Origin of the sequence: Kitasatospora sp. NPDC047058, assembly GCF_040643935.1 — a bacterium.
In the GTDB taxonomy this organism is placed as follows: Bacteria; Actinomycetota; Actinomycetes; order Streptomycetales; family Streptomycetaceae; genus Kitasatospora.
Genome location: NZ_JBEYVJ010000547.1, coordinates 1 through 3,920, shown reverse-complemented (window position 1 = coordinate 3,920; position 3,920 = coordinate 1). Strand labels below are relative to the sequence as shown.

The 3,920-nt window shown below is 75.1% G+C and carries 2 protein-coding genes and 1 pseudogene; all 3 read right to left on the bottom strand.

Translation table 11 applies throughout. The features are described from left to right. Nucleotides 1-1,255 (bottom strand): annotated as a pseudogene (locus tag ABZ885_RS37165) (hypothetical protein); the annotation flags it as partial. 40 nt (nt 1,256-1,295) lie between these two features. Then, entirely contained in the window at nt 1,296-2,171 is an 876-nt protein-coding gene (locus ABZ885_RS37160; RefSeq protein WP_360198994.1) for a hypothetical protein, read from the bottom strand. An 85-nt stretch (nt 2,172-2,256) separates the two neighbouring features. Beyond that, entirely contained in the window at nt 2,257-3,696 is a 1,440-nt protein-coding gene (locus tag ABZ885_RS37155; protein WP_360198996.1) for a hypothetical protein, read from the bottom strand. Between the last annotated feature and the right edge of the window lie 224 nt (nt 3,697-3,920).

Below are 3,920 nucleotides of genomic sequence, written 5' to 3'. Positions count from 1 at the left end.
GGGCGACCCGGTCGGCGGCGGCGCGCTGGCGCAGCACGGCCTCGGCGGCCTGCCAGGCGGAGTGCAGGGTGCGGGCGTCGATGAGTTCGCGGCGCAGGGCGGCGGCCTCGGCGGTGGCGGCGGCCAGGCCGAGGGTGGCGTGCCGGTGGGTGAGTTCGGCGGTGATCAGGGTGTGCCGGGTGCGGTCGGCCTCGGCGGCGGTGACGGCGCCCGCCGCGGCGGCGACCTCGATGGCGAGGTCCTGGGCGCGGTCGCGTTCGGCGGTGGCGCGGGAGGTGAGGGCGTGCGCGAGCCGGCGGGTGCGCCGCTCGGCGGTGCGGTGGGCCTCGCGGACGGTTTCGCGGGCGGTGGTCGCCTCGGCGATCCGCTCCAGCAGGTCGAGCGAGCCGGCGGTGAAGTCGCGTTCGGCGGTGAGCTCGGCGCGGCGGCCGAGCTTGGCGGCGAAGCCGTGGACGAGGTCGGCGAGGCCGTCGGTGTCACGGGTGTCGGTGACGGCGCGCAGCAGCAGGTCGGTGAAGTCGCTGTCGTGCTTGACCGCGAAGAGGCCGGCCGCCTCGCCCTCGTCGGCGTTCATCTCGCGCTGGTAGCGGAACAGTTCGGGGTCGAGGCCGAGGTCGCCGAGGTGTTCCGTCCAGCGGTCGTGGCCGTCCTCGAAGACCAGGTCGAGGTGCGGGTGGGCCTTGCCCGCCTCGGTGAGCGCGTCGCGGAAGCCCTTCATGGTGCGGCGGCGGCCGCGGGCCTTCTGGTCGCCGGCCAGGCTGACCCGTTCGGCGACGGGCAGCGAGTCCAGGGTGAGGCCGGGGCCGGGGCGGAAGGAGTACCAGGTCTCGGCGAACTTGCGCGGGTCGGAGGAGACCTGGCGGCCGCGCCACTCGCTGACCTTGCCGACCACGATCAGCTCGCCGGTGACGGTGTGCTGCCACTCCAGGGCGACGTGGCCGCAGTCGTCGGCGAGCAGGAACTTGCGCAGCACGCCGGAGCTGGCGCCGCCGAGGGTGTTGCGGTGGCCGGGGAGCATCACCGAGAAGATCAGCTTGAGCAGGACGGACTTGCCGCCGCCGTTCTCCAGGAAGAGCACGCCGGCCGGGGCGGGTCGGCGGACCGGGCCGTCGGTGTCCTCGCCGAACAGGCCGATCTGCTGCGGGGCCGGGTCGGCGACGGGCTCGCCGACGCCGCGCAGGTCGAGCACCGTGTCGGCGTAGCGGGCGCCGGCCGGTCCGATCGAGTAGAGGCGGACCCGGTTGAGCTCGTACATGTGCGGCGGTTCTCCAGGAGGTGCGGGGTGGTGAGGAGGCTCAGAGCGAGTGGAACGGCAGGCCGGCGTCGGCGACCAGCTCGTCACTCAGGTCCGGCGGCAGCAGGCTGGCGGTGCCGTCGGAGACCGGGACGATGCCGAGGTCGAGCAGTTCGGCCATGGCGGCGCTGCCGGCCAGGTCGCGGACCTGGAGCTGGTAGCGGGCGGTGGTGCGGTAGGTGCCGCCGGCGTCGTCCGAGGTCTTCTGCAGGAAGCCGGAGTCGACCAGGAACATCACCGCCTTGGCGACGATGCCGATGGTCGAGCCGGAGAGCCGGCGGGCGTCCTTGGTGGCGCCGGTGGCGGTGCGGCGGGCCCAGACGCGCCAGGCGGCCTCCAGCCCGGGGGCGTCGCTCTGCGGGTCGGTGTTGGTGCCGTCGGCCTCGGCCTGCTCCTCCAGCCGGCGGCAGGCCTGGCGGACGAAGGAGTCGACGCCGTTGACGGTGATCCGGCCGAGGTAGCCGTCGTCGGCGAGGTCCTCGGGGCGGGGGAAGGCCATCGCGGCGACGGCGAGGTGGGCCAGGCCGTGCAGGAAGCGGTCGGTGGACTCGGAGGCGGCGCGGCGCGAGTAGTCGCCCATCCGGACGGCGAAGACCGAGTCCTCGGCGGCGGCGACGGCCATGCCGGCCCGCGGCGAGACCTCCAGCACGACCAGGCCCATGCCGGTGGCGACGGCGTCGGCGAGCCGGGCGAACGGCGGGTCCTCGCGGTGGCGGCGGACCAGCTCGGCGTACTCGGCGTCGCGGGCGGGGAGCAGCTTGGCCTGGAGGCCGAAGGAGACCAGCCGGGCGGCGTCGGCCACGTCGGCCGGGGTGATCGCGGCCGGCGCGGCGGGCTCGCCCTCGGGTGCCCAGGACGTGTCGTGGTGGGTCGTCACGGGCGGTGCTCCTCGGGGATGGTGCTGCTGGTACGGAAGATCTGACGGTGCATGGTGCGGCGGGCCTGGCGGATCGTCAAACTCGTCAGCCCGCGTCCTTGCGGTCGGCCGCCATGCCGGCCGCGTCGAGCAGGGCGCTGCCGACGATGAGGTCGGCGCCGCCGAACTCCGGGTCGTGCAGCGGGGTGCCGTCGTCGACCGCGAAGAGCAGCCGCTCCTCGCCCTGCCGGTAGGCGGTGCCGACCGGCGGGCTGGCCGCGTGCACGGCGAGCAGGGCGACCAGGTAGGGCAGCTCCGGGTCCTGCCCGCGGGCGTCGGCGAGCAGGCCGGAGAGCCGGCGCGGGGCGTCGGCCGGGAGGTCGAGCAGCTCCAGCGCGGCCTCCAGCTGCGCCTCGGAGAATCGGCTGTCGTCGGGGGTGGCGACGAGGTCGGGGTCGGGCAGCTCGGCGCCCAGGTGCTCGCGCTCGACCGGCGGGGTGAGCAGCAGGTCGACCAGGTCGGCGACCCGGACCGAGACGGGGGTGCGCAGGCCGGTGCCGCGGGCGAAGAAGGCGCCGGTGGGCCGGACGGCCTGCTCCACCGGCAGCCGCAGCACGGGGGCGAGCAGCTGGCCGTAGAGGTCGATGCCGCTGCGGGCGCCGGGCGCGGCGAAGGCCTGGCGGTCCTGCTCGGCGCGGAACAGCGGTCCGGCCTCCAGCAGGCGGGTCTGCAGCTGGGTGTGGCGGCGGATGCAGTCCTTGACGATGTCGACCAGCTCGGCGGCGCGGCGCTTGTGCTCCGGCTCCTCGGCCTCGTCGCGGGCCTTGCGGATGTTGGTGAGAATCGCGTTCTCGTGCCGGTAACGGTCGGCGATGTGGTCGAGCGCCTCGTCGATGAGGTCGGGGACGGCCTGCATCCAGTCGACGGCGCGCACGTTGCGGCGGGTGGCGTCGAGGGCGCGGCGCAGCGTCTCGGCGTACTGCACGGTGCGGTAGCGGGCCTGCTCGGCGGCGAGCTGGGCGTCGGCCAGGCGGCCGCGGCGGATCAACACCTCCAGCTTGACCTCGGCGGCGATCTGGGCCGAGGTGACGTCGGTGTCGAGCGCGCCGACCAGGACGTTGACCGCCTCGTCGGTGGTACGCAGGTAGACGCCGCCGTCCGGGCCGGGCACCTCCTCGATCAGCTTGAAGTCGTAGTCGCGGCGGACGTACTCGCCGTCCGCGCCGAAGGTGCCGTAGACGGCGCGGAAGCCGCGGTCGACGCTGCCGACGTTGATCAGCGACTCGAGCACCCAGCGGGCGACCCGCTCGTGCTCGGTGGTGGGCCGGCCGGCGGCCTGGGCGGCGACCCGGGGCAGCAGCCGGGCGAGCACTATGTCGCGGTCGGCGCCGGTGTCGAAGTCCATGTGCAGGGTGACCAGGTCGATCGCGGCGAGGCCGACCTCGGCCATCGCGTAGCCGCCGTACTCGCCGGCCAGCATCACCTTGCGGCTGTCCAGGTCGTGCAGCGGCGCGGTGCAGGCCAGCGCCTTGAGCCGGCGGGCCAGGCCCTCGTCGGCGGCGGGGCCGGGCGCGGGCCGCGCGGCGGCGGTGGCGGGCCCGGCGGGCGGCCGGGGCCCGAGCTCGGTGGGCTGGTCAGCGATGGCGGTCACGGTGGACAAGATTAGAGGCAGCCACCGACTTCGGCCGAAACGGACCTTACGGGCGGGCGCGAGCGGGTCGGGGATCCGTTGCTAGGGCCCGTCTTCAAACCCCCGTCTGCGGGGGTTTG